Source organism: Pseudomonas sp. S2_A10, from assembly GCF_054668465.1.
Genome location: NZ_CP162773.1, coordinates 1,774,397 through 1,792,870 on the forward strand (window position 1 = coordinate 1,774,397; position 18,474 = coordinate 1,792,870).

Genomic DNA, 18,474 nt, shown 5'->3' on the forward strand with positions numbered 1-18,474 from the left:
GTTCGAATGTCATCCGTTACGCCCGAAGTCGCAGACGTTGCAGCCAGGACGAAGTGGCGCCCAAGGCGTCACGCAATTGTTGGGCAGTGATGGTGCGTTCTGCCGGGTTGAAGCTCAGCGCGGTTCGCAGCGCTTGCCAGCCGTGCTGGGGTAGATTCGCTGGGGCGCGCAGCTCGCGCTCCAGGTGCTCGTCGCGGGCCTGGGTCGAGGGCAAGCGGCGGAACGGGTGTTTGCCGCCCGCCAGTTCATAGATCACGCAGGCCACGCCGTACACGTCCGCGCTGGCCGACAATGGTTGGCCCTCAAGCAGTTCGGGGGCGGCGTAGCCCGGGGTCCAGGCGTTGAAACGCTCGCGGCTCAGGTGCGGCAGGCCGGGCAAGGTGCCCTCCTCTGCCTGTCCCAGACCGAAGTCGAAAAGGCGCAGGCCGTCTTCGCTGAGCATGACGTTGCTCGGTTTCAGGTCACCGTGCAGCACGCCGCGACCGTGGGCGTAGACCAGCGTGTCGAGCAGCGGCAGGACGATGTCGCGCAGTTCTTTCCACGGCAAGCCGAGGGGCCGCTCGCAGAGCAATTTGTCCAGGGTCAGGCCACGCATGTATTCCATGGTGATGAAGGCCCGCTGGCAGTCGGTGTCGACTTCAAAGGTGTGTGCACGCACGACGTTGTCGTGGCGCAGGCGTCGGGTCAGGGCGAACTCGCTGTAGAGCAAGGCACTGGCGTCCGGCGATTCGGCAAATTCTTCGCTGAGGATTTTCAGCGCAATGTAAGGGTCGGGATCGCCGAACTGCTCATGCAGCAGATCCCGCGCCCGGTAAACGGCGCCCATGCCACCGGCCCCGAGCAGACGCTCGAGGTGGTAGCGACCGGCGAGTACATCTGGCAGCGCACCGATGCTGGCCTTGGTCGGCGCCAGCAACGGTTCGGCCTTGTTGCCCTTGGCGAAGGCGAAGTAGGTCAGGTTGCTGGCCTCTTCTTCGCTGATCAGCAGGTCATCGATGGGCGATTCGAGTTCACTCATTGGCGGATCACCACGGCAGTCAGGTTGTCCCGCGCAGCGCCACGCAGGGCGCCGTCGAACAAACGTTCCAGCGCCACGTGCGGCGCGCTGAGGCTGAGGGCGTTGCCGAGGGCATCGCTGCTCAGGCCCTGATACAAACCATCGCTGCAGAGCAAAAACACATCGCCCGGATAGACCTCGAGTTCCAGCACATCCAGGGTCAGTGTGTCGGCGGCGCCGACGGCTCGGGTGAGTGCCTGAGCCGCCGGGTGCGCTGCCGCCTGTTCGACGCTCATTTGCTGCTCGTCGATCAGTTGCTGTTGCAGCGAATGGTCCTTGGACAGCTGATACAGCCGCTGCCCGCGCCACATGTAGCAACGGCTGTCGCCGGCCCAGATGCAGGCCGCGCGATTGCCTTCCACCAGCAGCGCGACGACGGTGCTGCCCATGATGCTGTCGTGGCGTCCGGCAGTGACGGTCAACTCCTGCCCCAAACGCCGGTTCAGCCAGTGCAGGCACTGGCGGATGGCTTTGAGGCGTTCGTCGAAGTCCTCGTGTTGCGGCAACTCAGCCAGGCTGGCGACGATCAACTGGCTGGCGATGTCGCCACCCTGATGACCGCCCATGCCGTCCGCGACCACCCACAGCCCATGCTGCGGCGAGTCGAGGAAGGCATCTTCGTTGCGCGCCCGCACCTTGCCCGGGTCGGTACGCGCCGCGCTGCGCCAGGGACTGGCCACCAGCATCAGAGCTGCACCGGCATACGGAAGGTGCGCAGCACGCCCATGTCGAACGGATTCGGCGTGCGCTGGCTGGTCAGCAGGTAGTTGGCGCGCAGGCCGCCCACGTCGGCTTTCAGTACCAGCACGTCACGACCGTTCAGGTACTCGGTCTGCATCAGGTCGAACAGACGGAACAGCGACCATGGGCCGGAGTTTTTCTCGATCCCGATCGGACGCCCGGCCATCTTGTCCATGACCAGACTGGTGCGACCGTCTTCAGCATCGGTCGGCCACTTGAAGGTCATCGGCAGGATCGGGCCGTGACGGTATTCCATGGTCTTGTCGCCGAACTTGAATTCGGAGCGGCTGACCGCCGGATCGAGGGTGTAGGGCTCAAGCTTGAACTGCACCGTCGGCTCGGCCGGGTTGATCGAGAAGAAGCTCTGGCGAATGGTCTGCGCCGCCGCCATCTGATCGAGGTAGACCTTCGATACCGGCAGGCTGTGACCGTCGACGCTGCGCATGCGGTAGTTGCCCGGATCGCCGCTGACGAATGGACGCATGTAGCTGTCGAAGAAACGGTCGACGGTACCTTGAGCACGGAAGAACTCACGGAAGTCGCTGATCGCCACGTCGCTGGTGCTGCTGGCGCTGAACGGATAACGCTTGCTGATGGTTTTGCCATACACGCTGTACAGCTCGTTCTGATAACGGCCGTTCAGGTATTGATAGGCATCGTTGAGCACCAGACGCCACGAGTCCTCGGCCAGCACGTTGAACCACACGCTCAGCGGACGCGGCAGACGACCGGAGGCATTGCGCAGGTTGGTCAGCGCATCACGCTGGCCGCTCATGCGCGTCTTGGCCATCTCGAACGCGGCTTGCTCCGGCGTGCTGGAACGGGCCAGACCGGCCAGTTGCAGTTGCAGGTCGTTGAGTGCGCTGAACGCTGGCGTCAGGTCGGCGCCCGGGCCGTTGTTGTCGTCGAGCAGACGATGCAGCGGTTCGAAGCGGCGTTGCAGGGATTTCTTCGCGGTGTCCGGCAGGTTCTTCGCCACGTTCAGCGCCGAAGCCTTGTCGGCGGCAGCGGCGGCGAGTTTGCCGACCTTGCCCAGTTTGCCTTTCTGCCCGGCCAGCGCATCGGCGGCTTCGCCGGCTTCATCGACCGGATCAGCCGCGGCTTCGAAGCGGGTGTTTTCACGCACTTCGGTGAGCAGCGCGAGGACCGGCGAGTTGGCCGAAGTCAGGCCCGCCAGTTGCTCGGCGCCTTCGCCAGCGTCGCTGATCGGCGGCAGTGCGACCTGGCCAACGGCTTCGCTCCAGTAGTTGGCGTAGTCGCGGAAGTACAGCTGCTCAAGCTCGACCATCAGGCGACGCAAATCCATGTCGCTGATGCCCGCGCCTTCGCCCAGCACCCAGTTGTCGCGCAGGATGTCGGTGACCAGCGCCGCGCCCTGCACCGAGAAATACTGCTGATAACCCTGCTGGGTGTAGAAACCCGGGATCACGTATTCAGTGCCGATGAACAACGAACCTTGCGGGCCGAGGTGCTGGCTGAAGCGGTAGTCCGGCAGGTTGCGCGCCTGCTCGCGGAGCATGCGGTAAACCACGTTGGCCAACGACTCGCTGCGCAGGACCTGACGCGCCTGCGTGACCAGTTGATCGTTCAGCGGGTAGATGAACGGCTGCTTGAGCAAACGCTCGAGGTGCGTGTTCAGTCCATTCTGCACAGCGGTGTTGCCGGTGTAGCGCTGCGACCAGTCAGTGGCGACCCAGTCCTTGAGCCACGCCGCGTCGCGACGATCCTTCATGTTCAGCATCAGGTACGCGCGCAGGCTGTTGAGCAGGCGATCGCGGTCCTTCATGTTGGCGCGGATCTGCCCCTCGAGCATGGTCGCCACCCGTGGCAGCAACTGCGCTTCCAGCTCACGCTCGTAGGCGGTTTTCACCACCGGGTTGATCTCTTCGCCCTGATACAGGCCGCCACGCTCGTGGTAAGAGACGTCGCCCTTACTCGGGAACACCTGGGTCGCGGCGTAGCTGGTGTCGAGAACTTTCAGCACACCCATGGCGTCATCGCGCGGCGTTACGGCCGAACGTTGCTGGGTCCAGTTCTGTGCCAGCGTGCGCAGGTTTTCCAGACGCTCGTAGTTGGCCGAAAAACCACCGGCCCAGAGCATGCCGAACAGTGCCAGTGCTGCCAGTGCGCCGACGTACAGCGCACGCTGGCCCCAATGAATGCGGCTGCGCTCGCGCTTGTCCAGACCGGCCAGATCGGCCTCGGGGAAAATCACCTGGCTGAGCAAGTGGTGGATGAATCGCGAACGACCGCTGCGCAGAGTCGGCAGCACGCCGGCGTTCATGCCCAGGCTGGCGCCGATGCCGGCGGTGGTCGAATCCATTTCCTGGGTCAGGTGCGGCGCGCTGGTCAGGTAGAAACCGCGCAGTTGCGTGGCGCGCTGATAGCGGTTGCCGGTGAACGCCATGTCGACGAACAGGCACAGGCGCTCGCCGATCTGCCCGAGCTGATGCGGGAAGTCGAGGATGCGGCCACGGCGCTGAGTGTCGCGCTCGGAGTGCATGCGCATGATCACTTGGCTGTTCAGGCGGCGCAGCAGCTCTTCGAACTCGTTGCGCAGGACCGTGACGTCGGTGCCGACCTGATCCTTGCGGAAACTGGTGCCGAGCACCTGATCGCTTTCTTCGCGGGTCAGTTGATCGAAGAACTCGTCGAAGCCGAGCAGCTTGTCAGCCTTGCTCAGGACCAGATACACCGGCACGTCGACGTGCAGCTTCTGATGCACGTCCTGCAAACGGCTGCGTACCTGCCGCGCGAGTGTCTCGATGTCCTGCTCGCTACCGCCGGTGAGGGTTTCCACCGGAATGGTCACCAGCACGCCGTTCAACGGACGACCGCGACGACGCTTGCGCAGCAGCTCCAGCAGGGTTGTCCAGGCGTTGCCGTCGACTTCGGCGTCCGGTTGAGTGGTGTAACGCCCGGCGGTGTCGATCAGTACACCGTGATCAGCGAAATACCAGTCGCAATGACGGGTGCCGAGGGTGTCGCGGGTCAGCTTGCGGTCGATCTTGTTGATCGGAAATTCCAGACCGGAAAAGTCCAGCAGGCTGGTCTTACCCGAGGCCTGCGGACCGATCAGCAGGTACCACGGCAAGTCACTGCGCCAGCGCTCGCTGCGACCGCGATACAGGCTCGACGTCTTCAGGGTTTTCAGCGCGTCCTTGAAACGCGCCTTCAACTCTTTCTGTTCTTCGTCGATCAGCTCTTCGCGGCGGATACGGTCCTGACCGTCCTCGCTTTCTTCCTCGGCTTTCTTGCGGATACCGGCGCGCCAGCTGACGAAGACCATGGTCAGGCCCCAGATCAGGAACAGCACGCTGATGGTCAGCAGGCGCGAGGTCGCGCTTTCCCAGAACTTGTAATCATCGACCGCCAACAACGGGCCGACGAACCACACCAGCAGCGCCACGAACAGCACCAGCAGCAGAGTCCAGACCCAGGTCTGGCGCAGGAAGGCGCCGACTTTCTTGAAAAACTTTTTCATCACACGTCCCTGTTTTACGGCTGCGCCTGCGGTTGCACCGCGGCTGGATCAAGCGGCTGATAAGGATGCAGAACGGTGTCGCGTTGTTCGCTCAGGACCCAGGCGAAGCCCGAATACATCACCACCAGGCAAACCAGAGTAAAGAGCACCACCATCCACGCCGGCACGATGCGCACCAGGTTGCGGCGCTGATCGTTGAGACCTTCCCAGTGCGGCGACAACTCGCGCGGCACGTCGCCACGCAACTGACGGATCTGCCGGTACAAGGCGTCGCGGATGCCTTCAAGCTCAAGCATGCCGCGCGCCTGCACGCGGTACTTGCCCTCGAAACCGAGGGACAGGCACAGGTACATCAGTTCGAGCATCGGCAGGTGCTTGACCGGGTTTTTCGACAGCCGATCGAGCAGCTGGAAAAACTTCTCGCCGCCGAAGGTTTCGTTGTGGAAGCTGCTCAGCAGGCTCATCTGCGACCACTCGCTTTCGTTGCCCCACGGCGTGGTCACGACGGCTTCGTCGACCACGGTGCAGAGCACGTAACGCGCGGCCATTACCTGGCTGCTTTCGGCGCCGTTGTGCAGGGCGCGTACTTCAAACAATTTCAGCCCGGCGGTCAGCCGTTCATTCAGCGCGTACAGGTCTTCGCGGGTCTCGCTGTGCTTGAGACGCACCACTTCCGAGAGCAGGTCGGACGAGGCCGCGACCAGCGAGTTGAGGCTGATGTTGAACGCCTCGGCCGGACGCAGGCGCGCGGCGTAGATCATGCGTTCTTCCAGTTGCTCGAAACGCGGCGGCGCGGCGAAGTCGGTCAGCGGACTCGATGCCGGTCCGTGGCCCTGACGGTCGAGCAGGACGGTTTTGTCGTCCTGGTTGTAATCCGTTTCCTTGATCATGTCGGTCAGTTCCTGATGGCCCAGAATTTCAGTTCAAGCTCGGCGAATTCGCCGGACACGTGGAACGCGAAACCGCCGGAGCGCTCGAGTTGTGCCAGGTCTTCGGAACTGAGTTCGAGGATGAAATAGGTTTTGTTCGAATGGAACGCGATCTGCCGTGGGGCCACCGGCAACGGTTTGACCTTGATCCCCGGCAAGTGCAGGTTGACCAGTTGGCGGATGCGCTCCACCGGGCCGACCTTGAGGTGCTGCGGCAAGCGCTGACGCAGTTCTTCGGAGTCGCAGTTGGCACTGGCTGCCAGCACGAACGAGGCCGAGCCGAGCAGTTTGTGATCGTGCAACGGCGAGACGATGATGCCGTACTGACGCGCCTGCAGGATCAGTTCGATGGCGTGCTGTTCGAGCACCATCGACAGCACTTGGCGGATCGCTTCCATCAGTTTGCGAAAGCTCGCGCCCTGATCGGCGTGGGAATAGCGGCTGTCCAGACGCGGGCGTTTGCTCTCGCCGGAGAAGGTCGCCAGATCGCCGAGCATGGTCAGCAGCGTGCGATACAACTCTTCCGGGTGAACCTGCTCAAGACCGAGGTAATGGCGCAGCAGCAGTTCGGTACGGTTGATCAGTTGCAGCATCATGAAGTCGCCGACTTCAGCGCCGCCGACCTTGCCGTTGGAGCGAATCCGCTCGGCGATGGTGTCGCCACGGTGGCTGAGCATGCTGATGACTTCTTTCAGGCACGACAGCAGATAGCTGGAGGCGTGGGCCTGAATGTAGGTCGGGACGAAATCCGGGTCGAGGCTGATCACGCCGTCGGGCGTGGTGTCGAGCACGTCGCAGATTTTCAGCTTCACGTAGGCCTGATCGCTCTGCTGCTCGCCGAGCAACAGTTTGAAATCCGGGCGACCGCAGCTGACCTGACTGGCGGAATCGTCGCCGGCATTGGAGTCGGCGACTTCGGCGTCATACGCGGTGTAGCGCGCGAGCACGTCGGATTGCTCCGGGCGCCGGGCCTCGATGTGGTTGCCAGTGACCAGCGGCAGCGCCAGATAGATCGGCGTGTTGCCGGTGTTCGGCGGCACGTCCAGCGCCAGCGGCTCAGTGTTGCCACCAAGTTCGAACAGGCTGCCGTCCGGCAGAATCCCCGAGGCTTCACTGATCACCAGTTTGCCCATGTTGAGGAACTGCAAGTCGATTTCCAGATTGAGAAAACCCCAGGTGTAGCCACCGAGCAATTGCGTGCGGGTTTTCATCTGGTGATCGTAATAACGATCGTTGTGCTGGAAGTGCTGCGGTCGCAGCAGCATGCCTTCCTGCCAAATGACTTTATGGGTGTTCATGATCAGTCATCCGCCTTGGCGAGCACTTGTTGGGTATTGCGGATACCGGCCTGATCGAGGGTCAGATCAGCCTCGGTGAGTTCCAGCGGAGTGATCTGCACGGTGTGGCGCCACTGGGTATCCGGCAGGTCGCGATAGGCGGCGAGGATGCCCACGTAACGGCTGCCCTCCTCCACGCTGAGTTTCAGTTCCACGGTTTCACCCGGGCGCAGTTCGAGTTCTTCGCTGGCCACCAGGTCCGGGTTGAGGGATTCCTTGGCGCGTTCGTAGAGGCTGAAGAAGTCAGCGTTCTCGAAGGTCACCGGGTGCTTGAGTTCGAACAGGCGCACGACGATCGGCGACGGCCGCCCGTTGAGGTCCGGATTGAGCTGATCGCTGCCGGTCAGCTTGAGGTTGATCTTGGTCACTTTCGAGTACGGCGACAGCGACGAGCAACCAGCGAGCAGCACCAGCACGGTGAGCGCAGTCAGCGTCTTGAAAAAGCGGTCGAGCGGCGAGACATGCGCATCATCCTTGGTGGTCGGTGTGGAGGGTGGAGATCAGGCGGATCTGTTCTTCGTAGGCCTGGGCAAAGTCGCGGGCCAGCAGACGCTCGCTCCAGTCATCGTCCTGACGCAGGGCCTGGTGATAGCGGCCGAACGCTCTCCAGCGCCCGCCCGACGTGGCGATCAACGGCTTGCTGTCGCGCTCGAAACGCAGGGTCAGTTGCTCCGGCGAGAAGTGCTCCAGGGTGCCACGCACAGCGGCGCGACTGGCGGTTAGCAGAGCCACTTGGTGCGCCTGCAAATCACGGAATGCGCGGGAGATCGCTTGCTCGGCGGGCAGATGGCCGGGCTTGCTTGGCTGCAACAGAATCTGCAGTGCTTCGCTCGGATCGACGGCGAATTTCAGCGGGTTCTTGTTGGTGCCTTGCACGGTGGTCTGGGCCAGACGCAATTCGTTTTTCAGCTCGGAGCGGGTGCGCAGGCTCTGCTGCAAACCGCCGATGCTCTGGCGCAGCAGCCGCGCAGCGTTCAGCGCCAGCGCTTCGCGTTCGTCGTGGCTGAGGCCTTTGACGTCGACGCCCAGCGCCGCGCCGAAGTGTTCCCAGAAACCTTCGCTCTGACGCTCGACGGCTTTCGGTGCAGGCGCCGGCTCAGGTTCGACCGGGGCGGCAATCAGCTCCGGGACCATCAGGCTTTCCATGTCGATGCGCGCGTAGTCGGCACGCTGACGGGAGTCTTCCGGCTTGGCGGTGGGCGACAGCAGCTCATCGATTTCCGAGTAGACGCGCTCTTGCTGTTCGAGGGCGTTGAGCGGGTCGAGGTCGAGGAACGCGTCGTCCGGAATGATGCTGCCAGCGGCGCGCGGGCGGCCGACTTCGCCGTCGAAGGTCGCCGGGTCACGAACCAGCCGCGCACGGATCTCGAAGTCGCCGAGAATGTAGGTGCTGCCGTGCTCGATGCGCACCGGCTCGCCCTTGTGCAGGCGCGCGCCGCTGCTGCCGTCCTGGACACCGTTGCTGCTGGTGTCGGTGAGGAAGAACGAGCCCTCGCGGTAGCTGACAATCGCGTGATGATTGGACAGGTGCCGCTTGCGGTCAGGGATGATCCAGTCACAGTCCTCGCCGCGCCCGATCACGCCGCCGGCCTGCTTGAAGGTCCGCTGGCACAGCTCGGTGGGCACGAACTGCTTGGTGTTCAGCATTTCGAAAACCAATTCCATGTTTGATGCTCCTTGCGGTCACTTGCCGCGATTGACCGCTTGCGGATCACCCAACGGGCGATAGTCGTTGTCGTTGAATTTGTAATTGCCGCTACAGCCGCCAAGGCCGCATAGAACGACGAGGGTCAGCAGGACAGCGTGCCAGTGACGAACAGACATCAGAGGGTCTCCAGGTGTAGACAAAGCACAAAGCGCCGACCCTTGCGGGCGGCGCTGAAATAAGTTTTTGAGGTGGGCTCGAAGCCTCTAGATCGAGGCCTTGAGCCATAGCCTGGAGGTACGGCGACCTCCCGTGGCGAGGGGACTTGTCCCCGTTGGGGTGCGCAGCGCCCCCAAAACCTGCCAGCGCGGTCTCTCAGTGAAACCGTATATGCCGGACTGCGACTGCTGCGCAGCCGGACGGGGATAAATCCCCTCGCCACAGGGTATGTGTTGGGTTCGAAGAAGTGCTGTAGCTCAACCATCAAAGTCACCCAAATTGATATTCAGGCGCCCGAGGCGGTACAGCAACGTGCGCCGCGGCAGGCCCAGTTCGCGGGCGGCGAGGGTCTGGTTGCCGTCGTTCTTGCGCAGACAATCGAGGAGCAAAGTGCGCTCGACTTGCTCCAGGCGTTCGCGCAGATTCAGGCCGCTGTTGTCTTCGGGCATCGGTTCCAGACGCAGGGAAAAATGCTCGGCGAGCAACTCGCCACCCTCGCAGAGCAACACCGCGCGCTCGACCAGTGCCTTGAGTTCGCGAACGTTGCCGGGGAAGGTGTAACCGCACAGATGCTCCAGCGCCGAGTCCGACCAGCGCACCGGGTCACGCTGCAAAAACGTGCAGGTCTTCTCGGCGAAATGCCGGGCCAGATCGAGGATGTCGCCTTCGCGCTGACGCAGGGCCGGCAGCTCGATCGGGAATTGTGCGAGGCGGTAGTACAAGTCCTCGCGGAACTTGCCTTCGCTGACCAGCGCCGCCAGATCACGGTGCGTCGCGGCGATGATGCGCACGTCGATCTTGTGCGTGTCGTTGGAACCCAGCGGACGAATCTCGCCTTCCTGCAACACACGCAGAATCTTCGCTTGCAGCGACAACGGCATGTCGCCGATTTCATCGAGCAGCAACGTGCCGCCATTGGCCGCGTCGAACAGCCCTGCGCGATCTCGATCGGCGCCGGTGAAGGCGCCTTTGCGGTAGCCGAACAGTTCGCTTTCCAGCAGGTTTTCCGGAAACGCCGCGCAGTTCTGCACGATGAACGCCTGGGAGCGACGCGGGCCGCAATCGTGGATCGCCCGCGCCACCACCTCCTTGCCGGTGCCGGTCTCGCCACGCAACAGCACAGTGTACGGGCTGTGAAGAATCTTGCTGATCAGCGAATAGGTCTGGCGCATCGCCGCGCTTTTGCCGATCAGGCCGTAGCCGCTGATGCTCGGCACGCTGCGTGTGGCGGTGGCCGATTCGGCGGCTGGCTGACGCAGGCGTTGCAGCAGATGCAGTTGGCCGAGCACGAACGAGCCGAGCTGGCCGAGGGAGTCGGCGAAACCCTGCAAGTCAGTGCGACGACGACTGGCACACAGCAACAAGCCCTCGACCGACTTGTGCTGATTGACCAGCGGCACGCACAACAGCGACTGCCACGGCGTGCTCGCCGCCGGTAGAAAACTGGTTTCGTGCAGGCTGCCGGTCAGGTCGTCGAGGCACACCACGCGGTTCTGGCACAGGGCGAATTGCAGCAGTTGCTCGCCGTTGTAATCCGCTGGCAGGCTCGCCGCCTGACGCGGTTGCAGCGCACCGTCGAGGCACTCGGCGTTCATCCCCAGGCAAGTGTGGGTGGCATCGAGCAGATACAGCTGCGTCAATTCACAGCCGCTCAGCTCGGCCAGGCCACGGACGAATTCACCCAGCAGCGCAGCACTGTCCGCCGCGCGCGAAAGACTGGCGAACTGCGCCAGCAACGCTTCGGCATAGACCAGTGGCTGCGGCACTTGAGTGAACATCACGCCCACCTCAGACGAACTCGCAGGTCACGCTGGAATTGCCGTCGAGCGTGGCATGCACACGCTTGAGGCTCTCGCCGGTCGCCATCGCGTCGAGCAGACGGTCGGCCACCAGCGGCAGTACGTGTTGATCGAGCAGATGATCGATCAGGCGCGCGCCGCTTTCGCTTTGCGTGCAGCGCTCGGACAGGTGATCGACGAGGTTCTGGCACCAGCTGAACTCCAACTGACGACGGTTCAGGCGCTCGCCGAGACGGCCGAGTTTGATCTCGATCAGCTCGCGCAGCACCGGGCCGCCCACCGGGTAGTACGGCACCACTTTCATCCGCGCCAGCAGCGCCGGTTTGAAGTGTTTGCTGAGTACCGGGCGAATGGTTTCTTCGAGCACTTCGGCGGTCGGCCGCGCGCCGTCTTCGCAGAGTTCGCTGATCTTGTCGCTACCGAGGTTCGAGGTCATGAGGATCAACGTGTTGCGGAAGTCGATCTCGCGACCTTCGCCATCGTTGGCCACGCCTTTGTCGAAGATTTGGTAGAACAGGTTGAGCACGTCCGGATCAGCCTTCTCGACTTCATCGAGCAACACCACCGAATACGGCTTCTGACGCACGGCTTCGGTGAGCATGCCGCCCTCGCCGTAACCGACGTAGCCCGGTGGCGCACCAATCAGACGCGAGACGGTGTGCTTTTCCTGGAACTCGGACATGTTGATGGTGGTGATGAAGCGGTCGCCGCCGTACAGCAGGTCCGCCAGAGCCAGCGCGGTTTCGGTCTTGCCGACGCCGCTCGGGCCGACCAGCAGGAACACACCGACCGGTGCATCAGGCTTGTTCAGACCGGCAGCGGTTGCGCGCATCGAACGATCCAGCGCGTGCACGGCTTGCTCCTGACCACGGATGCGTGTGCGCAGGTCGGTGGCGAAACTGGCGACCTTGGCGTTGTGCTCGCGGGCCAGTTGCGCCAACGGCACGCCGGTCCAGGCGCTGATCACTTCGGCAACCAGACGCGGGCAGACTTCGAAGCTGACCAGGCGTTCTTTGACTTGCGCGGCAGTCAACGCGGCGTGGGTTTCATGCAGCTGAGCTTCCAGAGCTTCGACGCTCTGGCCTTCTTCGACTTCGGCGACCACAGTTTCAATCACGGTGCCTTCGGCGTCTTCTTCCACGCTGACGGTCGGCTCAACAGCTGCAGCCTCGCGGGCCTTGGCCAGTTGCTGACGCAGTTCCAGCAGACGCTCGGCGAGCTCTTTCTGCTCAGTCCACAGGGTCTCGAGCGCAACCATCTCGCTTTCGGCTTCGTCCAGCCGCGCTTCCAGTGCTTCCAGCGCTTCGTGGTCGATCAGCAGACCGGCTTCGGCATCGCGGCGCAGGGCCTGACGCTGACGGCCGCCTTCAGCCAGTTCGCCACGCAGGCGCTCCAGACTTTCCGGGGCCGCAGCGAGGCTGATACGCACGCGGGCGCACGCGGTGTCGAGGACGTCTACAGCCTTGTCCGGCAGTTGCCGACCGGCCAGGTAACGCGCGGACAATTCAGCAGCGGACACCACCGCGTCATCGCGCAGGTAGATGCCGTGGCTCTTCTCGTAGACCTGAGCCAGACCACGCAGAATGGTCACCGCTTCGCTGACGGTCGGTTCGTGCAGTTGCACGGGCTGGAAGCGACGCGCCAGCGCCGGGTCTTTCTCGAAGTATTTCTTGTACTCGGCCCAGGTGGTCGCGGCGATGGTGCGCAGTTCGCCACGGGCCAGCGCGGGTTTCAGCAGGTTGGCCGCGTCGGAACCGCCGGCATTGCCGCCCGCGCCGATCAGGGTGTGAGCTTCGTCGATGAACAGAATGATCGGTTTTGGCGAGGCTTTGACCTCATCAATCACGCCTTTCAAACGACGCTCGAATTCGCCTTTGACGCTGGCGCCGGCCTGCAACAGGCCCATGTCCAGCGACAGCAATTCAACGCCTTTGAGTACCTGCGGCACTTCACCGGCAGCGATGCGCGAGGCGAGGCCTTCGACGATGGCGGTCTTACCGACACCGGCCTCACCGACGACGATCGGGTTGTTCTTGCGCCGACGGGCGAGGATGTCGACCATCTGCCGGATCGCGCCATCGCGGCACAGCACCGGGTCGAGTTTGCCGTCGCGGGCCTGTTGGGTCAGGTTGTGGGTGAAGCGCTGCAACAGCGACTCGCCTTGCGCCGCCGGCTTGCCGTTGGCCGCCGGTTGCTCCTGTTGCGACAGGGCAAATTCCTTCAGACGATCGATGTTCAGCTTGGCGAGCAGCGGTTGATAGCGGCTGCCGGCATAACGCATCGGGTTGCGCAGCAACGCCAGGATCAGCGCCGCGTCTTCGACCTGGGTCTGGCCCAGTTCGAGGTTGGCCACCAGCAGTGCGTCTTGCAGCCATTGCACCAGTTCCGGGGCGAACACCGGGTTGCGCGAAGCACTGTGCTCGACCCGCGACTGCAATGCAGCGGTCAGTTCACCGGCGTCGACGTCAGCATCTTGCAGCGCGCGCGACAGCAAGCCGTTCGGGCGCTCGAGCAAGCCCAGCAGCAAGTCTTCGACGAGGATCTTGCTGCCGCCACGGGCGACGCAACGCTCGGCCGAACGTTCCAGATCACGACGGGTTTCGGCGTCCAGCGCCTGGATGAGTTGTTGCAGGTCTACGTTGATCATGGCTCACGTCCTTAATGAATTTTGCTGCCCAGGGTTACCACGCCGTCCGCTTTCTCGCGTCCCAGCCAACTGGTCCAACCGAGGCGACAGGCGTTCTGCTCACCGATGCGCAGTTCGCGGATTTCTTCCTGGCGCAGGACCAGGCGAATGTCGTAATCGAGCGGGTCACGCAAGGTGAACCGCACCAGCGCGCAGAGCGGCTGGTAGCCGAACCCGATCGGCAGGAATTCATGGAATCGCTGCCAGTCGAGTTCGGTGATGTGAATGCGGAATTTGCCGCTGCGGTCGCGCACGTGCTCGCCCAGCACCAGGTCTTCGCCGAGTACGCTGTTGGCGCGGCCCAAACGATTGCGCTGCTCGTCGAGAATTTCCACGCGGCGCTCGATGCACTGCTCGATGACCAGGTCTTCGTGCTTGAAGTAGTAACGCAGCACGGCTTCGATCAACGCCGCCGAGTGCGCCCGCAAGCTGAGCAAACCGAGGTACGGCAGCAGGCGTTTCCAGTTGAGTTCCTTGGCCTTGCGGATCTCGTCGCCGCCCAGGCCGATCAGCGCAAAGAGTTGCGCCGAGAACGGGTCGATCGCGCCGCTCTGGAAGCTCGCGCGGTAGCGGTACTTGCGCCAGATCGGCAGCATCAGTCGTTGCAGGCGATGGTGGAACAGGTCGAGGAAATTGCGCGTCGGGTTGCCGTCCTCGCTGTCGCCCAGGGCTTGTTCGCCATAGAACGCTGGCAGCGGCGAACCGGAGCCGACCAGGCCGATCAGGTTGAAGCGCATGCGCGCGCGCATCTTGCCGTGCTCTTCGAAAAACTCGACGCGATCGACGTCGCTGCGCGGAAAGCCCAGGCTCGGGTTGGCCTGGAACTCGACCTGGTCGTACAGATCGTCTTCGCTCAGATGCGGGTGTGCCTCGCGCAGCCGGTCGATCACCAGCAGCACGGCCTGAAACAGCGAGTACTCGCGTATTACCTTGGTCAGCCCGCTTAAAGCAGGGGCTGCAGGCCCATACGTGGTGTCCATTGGTACACCTCTCCCTGTGTGCTTTTTACCCGCAGTTCATGGAATGAATTGAGACTGGCGTAAAGCGCGAAAAACTCGTTGAGAACCGAAGCGAAGACGAACAGGTCGCCTTCGCCGATATAGCCTTCCGGGTCGATGGTCAGTTCGGTGCGCAAACCGCGCACCGGCAGACCGCGATGCAGTCGGTCGACGTGGTGATGCTTGATGTGCTTGAGGCCGCCCAGCAGGCGCTTGCTGACCTTCTCCGCGTGCTGGTCGTAGTAGCGCGGCAGGTCGTAGGTTTCCAGAATCACCTTCAACGCATTGACGTCCGCCAGCGACAGATAGTTAAGCGACATGTTGCTGATCAGCTTCCACAGGAAGTCACGGTTCAGCGGCGGCGCGAAGCTCGGAGTGGCCGGGGTGATGTTGCGGAAACTGAGGAATTCCGGGGTCTGCTCGCTGGCCATGCAGATGTCGCCGAGCTTGAGCTTTTTCGGCAGGTTCTGGTTGGTGCACATCAGCTCGATCGACAGGGTTTCGTGGGCTTCGGTGTGGCGGATGCCGAAGCTCAGGTAAGTGTCGAGGCCGTCATGCAATAAGGACGAACGCTGGCGAATGCTGTAATGCGGACGGCTGTTGGGCACGTCGAAACTCGGGTCGTGCTCGAAGGACTCGAACGGCACGTATTCCTGATAACCGAGACCGCCGGGCTTCCAGCCAGTGACGGTTTCCACCGAGAACACACCGCAGTTTTCCAGGTCGTATTCCGCCGGTAGCAACAGGTACTCGTCCTGCTTGCCATCGAGACGGATCGGCAGCGCGTCGTGCTCGAACAGATTGACGATCGGCGTGCAGAACAGCTTCACGTTATCGAGGGTCGGGCGCATACGCATGATGCCGCTCTTGCGGATGTCGAAGCGCAGTTCGAGACCACGCATCTGCTTGAGCGTGTCTTCCGGCAGCGCCTTGAGAATGTCCAGACCGTTGACGTCGACGAACAGGAACTTGTCCTGGAAGGCGAAATATTCCTGCAGGTAGCGATAGCCACGGAAGGTGTTCAGCGGATACGGAATCAACGCTTCTTCTTCGGCAAAGCCCACTGGTTTGACCCGATCACCGGGAATCTTGAACGCCATCGGTTTGCCGCTGACGCCATCAATCGGCTTGCCGGCGGCGTCGAGCGGGATCAGCTCGATGCCTTCGAGGTTGCGCAGCAGGCTCAGATACAGCATCTGGCTGATGTAACGCTCACCGGCAAAGTGCAGGCGCAGCTTGCTCAGTTCCAGTTCGCCGAGGTGGCCGTCGGCGCTCATTTCCAGACGCAGGCTGAGCAGCGAACCGTCGCCCTTCACCGAGTAATTCAGCGCGGCAAGATCCAGCGGCAAGACTTCGGTCGGATAGCAGGTGCGGAAGCGGCAGCGCACGTCTTCTATCGGCTTGCTCTCGATCGGCGTATCGCGCTCAACCAGCAGCGCCGGGCCGGAACGCTTGAGCGGATCAAACTGCAAAATGCTGAACGCCGGCAGCGGGCGCATGTAGTTCGGCCACAGCAACTGCATCAGCGAATGGCTGAGCTCCGGCAGTTCGTCATCGAGCTTCTGGCGCAGGCGCCCGGTGAGGAATGCAAAGCCTTCGAGCAACCGCTCTACATCCGGATCCCGCCCGGCCTGCCCCAGATACGGCGCCAGCGCCGGACTACGCTCGGCGAAACGGCGACCGAGCTGGCGCAGTGCGGTGAGTTCGCTTTGGTAGTAGTGGTTAAAGGACACGGGGTACCTGCCTGGTAGTGGAACTCATTTAAAAAAACAGCAGAACAGTTCATGCGGGTAAGAAACTCCCCGCGGGCAATGTCGGCCATAACGCCCAACAGTCATGCTTTAACTTCTCGATTTGAAAAAAAAACGCGATCAATCAATTGGCCAGCAAATATCGCCGCAAAAGTCAGGACACCACCCATCGAGGTGTAAGCCATCGCACGGACGGGGTAGTGAGGCAAAAAATAGTACAAAATAATTCCCAGCATTAATGAGACAGACAGGACCTTTAATTTCAGCTTGGGGACAAAAAACGCTATAGCGTTCATCACCACAAAATACTGAACCATTAGATCCGGCGTCATACCGATGCCGATACCTCTCGATGTCAACCCGCCATACATATCGATATATACGTCGACACCGTAGTTATGCAAAGGAATATACAGGGCACATACTATCAGGTGTGGAATACAGGCAACTAAGCGACGAGCTTTCATTTATTCCATGCCCCGTACTGATCCATATCGCCTTGCGAAATTGGATTTATTAACTTCGCATTCGATACAGGCACATAAGGTGCGTCAGTAAGTTCAATTGTGTGCGGGATACCTTTATCGTATACCGTGTCTTTTTTCACAACCAACTTGCAGTTTTCTTTTGCCCACAATATCCCTCGCAATATGATGAAGTTATCGTAAACGTCTTTCGGTCCTCGCTCTGCTCCGGTATAGGCTTTGCCGTCGCCCCAGGTCACACCCGTTTCACCAGCCAGCTTTATTGCGAGTTCTACCTGCTTTGTTTCTCGCAGATATTTTCTATAGGTGTTAACCGCAAACGGCACCTGGCCAATGCCATCAGTCCAATACGGTTTATCCTCCATGAACACCATCAAGAACTCAGCACCGCCCACGGCACGGAATTTCCAGTCACCCGGCATTCCAGAGTGAAAAGTGAATGAAAACCGGTCGACGATTGCGAAGTCGATCAGCTCCTGCCAAGTAACATGTTTATAAGCCGCATGCGATTCTGATCCGGCCTGCGTTGTTTCCGGGTTGATCCAGACAAGCTCTCTATAATATCTGGCCAACGGTTCGAACCACTGACCCTTTTCTGCGTATAGTTTCTCCGCAGTGATAATTCTGAATGGAGAGTCATCCTTACCCGGTTTCAAGGCGAAGAGCGGCACACCACTTTTTCGCGTAATAATCCAGGCCAACGGAAGGTCAACTTTCTTAGGCTTTGTATCCTTGCTCTCAGTTGTTTCGGTAAGAACTTTAAGTGTAGTCACCTCGTCCTGAGTCACAAACGTGTAAGCGACACCATCGATGTTGATTACGGTCTCCATACCTACTAGTCCGCCGAAATATATATAGTTACAGGCTCTGCCGTCTTTCCAGTTGAAAAACCACCTGACATGCCTGTTGACGTTGAGCCTGTTTTCTCAATCCCGCTATCAGAGCGCATGATGTAGTTTAAATTTTCAACCGTTCTTCCATCTGCGGTTTTGAATTCAAAGACACGATTGAATATTCCAGGAATGATGACCGGCTCCGGCGGCACAAACGGCGCCGGCGTATGCGAATTGCCAATAATCACCGTCCCGGATCCGGCCGTGACCTTATTGCCGTGAGATCCAACCGAACCTACGGTCGCAGCCGGTTTTCCGTTGATCAACACGGTAGTCGCAAGGTCGCCGACCATCGCACCACCACACGCCGAGGCATCGCCTTGGCGGGCGGCCGCGAGGCCGTCGAAGAACACGTCGCCGGAACCGGCGGCGATCGGGTTGGTGCCGTGGCCGGGGAGCGGGCAAGCGGTGGGGTCGGATACGCGTGCTGCGGGTTTGCCAGACATCGGG

General features: G+C 61.5%; 14 protein-coding genes and 1 pseudogene. All 15 read right to left on the reverse strand.

Going from position 1 to position 18,474, the window contains the following annotated elements:
* Positions 1-16: 16 nt before the first annotated feature.
* The gene (locus AB4N41_RS08230; RefSeq protein ID WP_236167781.1) at positions 17-1,018 is read right to left on the reverse strand and encodes a serine/threonine-protein kinase; all 1,002 of its coding nucleotides are present in this window, start codon (positions 1,016-1,018) and stop codon (positions 17-19) included.
* Complete coding sequence (locus AB4N41_RS08235) at positions 1,015-1,743, reverse strand: PP2C family protein-serine/threonine phosphatase (protein WP_041476618.1); 729 nt, start codon at positions 1,741-1,743, stop codon at positions 1,015-1,017. The genes AB4N41_RS08230 and AB4N41_RS08235 overlap by 4 nt, the downstream gene beginning before the upstream one ends.
* Positions 1,743-5,282 (reverse strand): type VI secretion system membrane subunit TssM, encoded by a 3,540-nt coding sequence (gene tssM / locus AB4N41_RS08240; RefSeq protein ID WP_016772512.1) that lies wholly within the window; start codon positions 5,280-5,282, stop codon positions 1,743-1,745. Before tssM ends, AB4N41_RS08235 begins: the two co-directional genes overlap by 1 nt.
* Positions 5,283-5,296: 14 nt before the next feature.
* Complete coding sequence (gene icmH, locus AB4N41_RS08245) at positions 5,297-6,172, reverse strand: type IVB secretion system protein IcmH/DotU (protein ID WP_016772511.1); 876 nt, start codon at positions 6,170-6,172, stop codon at positions 5,297-5,299.
* Positions 6,173-6,177: 5 nt separating this feature from the next.
* The gene (gene tssK, locus AB4N41_RS08250; protein WP_016772510.1) at positions 6,178-7,509 is read right to left on the reverse strand and encodes a type VI secretion system baseplate subunit TssK; all 1,332 of its coding nucleotides are present in this window, start codon (positions 7,507-7,509) and stop codon (positions 6,178-6,180) included.
* A gap of 2 nt (positions 7,510-7,511) precedes the next feature.
* Positions 7,512-8,011 (reverse strand): annotated as a pseudogene (tssJ, locus tag AB4N41_RS08255) (type VI secretion system lipoprotein TssJ).
* A 5-nt stretch (positions 8,012-8,016) separates the two neighbouring features.
* A complete protein-coding gene (tagH, locus tag AB4N41_RS08260) occupies positions 8,017-9,213 on the reverse strand; it encodes a type VI secretion system-associated FHA domain protein TagH (RefSeq protein WP_016772508.1) in 1,197 nt (398 codons plus the stop codon).
* Between the two features lie 18 nt (positions 9,214-9,231).
* On the reverse strand, positions 9,232-9,372 hold the full coding sequence (locus AB4N41_RS08265) for a hypothetical protein (RefSeq protein ID WP_003229566.1): 141 nt from the start codon (positions 9,370-9,372) through the stop codon (positions 9,232-9,234).
* 297 nt (positions 9,373-9,669) lie between these two features.
* Complete coding sequence (locus AB4N41_RS08270) at positions 9,670-11,190, reverse strand: sigma-54 interaction domain-containing protein (protein WP_056790872.1); 1,521 nt, start codon at positions 11,188-11,190, stop codon at positions 9,670-9,672.
* 10 nt (positions 11,191-11,200) lie between these two features.
* Positions 11,201-13,858 (reverse strand): type VI secretion system ATPase TssH, encoded by a 2,658-nt coding sequence (gene tssH, locus AB4N41_RS08275; protein ID WP_024014823.1) that lies wholly within the window; start codon positions 13,856-13,858, stop codon positions 11,201-11,203.
* 11 nt (positions 13,859-13,869) lie between these two features.
* The gene (gene tssG, locus AB4N41_RS08280) at positions 13,870-14,877 is read right to left on the reverse strand and encodes a type VI secretion system baseplate subunit TssG (protein WP_056790879.1); all 1,008 of its coding nucleotides are present in this window, start codon (positions 14,875-14,877) and stop codon (positions 13,870-13,872) included.
* Positions 14,841-16,628 carry a type VI secretion system baseplate subunit TssF gene (tssF, locus tag AB4N41_RS08285; RefSeq protein WP_056790882.1) on the reverse strand — a complete coding sequence of 596 codons (1,788 nt, stop codon included), beginning with the start codon at positions 16,626-16,628 and terminating at the stop codon, positions 14,841-14,843. The genes tssG and tssF overlap by 37 nt, the downstream gene beginning before the upstream one ends.
* A 101-nt stretch (positions 16,629-16,729) precedes the next feature.
* Positions 16,730-17,113: a hypothetical protein gene (locus AB4N41_RS08290; RefSeq protein WP_236167786.1), complete on the reverse strand. Its 384-nt coding sequence runs from the start codon at positions 17,111-17,113 to the stop codon at positions 16,730-16,732.
* Positions 17,110-17,961, reverse strand: coding sequence for a hypothetical protein (locus AB4N41_RS08295; protein WP_016772501.1), 852 nt, complete (start codon positions 17,959-17,961; stop codon positions 17,110-17,112). Before AB4N41_RS08295 ends, AB4N41_RS08290 begins: the two co-directional genes overlap by 4 nt.
* 5 nt (positions 17,962-17,966) lie before the next feature.
* The gene (locus tag AB4N41_RS08300; RefSeq protein ID WP_122612774.1) at positions 17,967-18,470 is read right to left on the reverse strand and encodes a PAAR domain-containing protein; all 504 of its coding nucleotides are present in this window, start codon (positions 18,468-18,470) and stop codon (positions 17,967-17,969) included.
* Between the last annotated feature and the right edge of the window lie 4 nt (positions 18,471-18,474).